The organism is Pantoea sp. UBA7232 (assembly GCF_002473195.1).
Taxonomy (GTDB): Bacteria; Pseudomonadota; Gammaproteobacteria; order Enterobacterales; family Enterobacteriaceae; genus Pantoea; species Pantoea eucrina.
In genome coordinates, this window is sequence record NZ_DKTK01000006.1 from 475,456 (window position 1) to 475,805 (window position 350).

At 51.1% G+C, this 350-nt stretch carries 1 protein-coding gene; it reads right to left on the reverse strand.

The genetic code is table 11. The features are described 5' to 3' along the window. Nucleotides 1-146 precede the first annotated feature (146 nt). A partial coding sequence (locus B4056_RS05555) for a hypothetical protein (protein ID WP_288654071.1) occupies nt 147-350 on the reverse strand: 204 nt, incomplete at its 5' end.

The following is a 350-nucleotide window of genomic DNA, read 5'->3' on the forward strand; positions in this document are numbered from 1 at the left end:
TTGAATCGGGGGGGGGGGGGTGATTTTTCAGCTTTCAAATAAGACCGGTAACGGCTTCTGGCTGGGTCGCACCTTTTCACATTTCTTTGAGTTTGAGCGCCTGGCACCTTTGAGCTATCGGGATGCTTTTTGTCTGGCTAAGGCTCTCACCGAACCTGAATCAGATGTGCAGGCTCCTGAGCCGGATGACCAGTTAAACCTCTTTTGACCGGTTTCCTTGCCCATGCATAAAGCGCATGGATTTGCATGCACAAACCACGCATGAAAACATACGACGGGGCCAGTGATGGCCTCGTTTTTCTTGGCTCATGCATCTGCATTAAAAACGCTGCATAAAGCGGGCAGGCGTG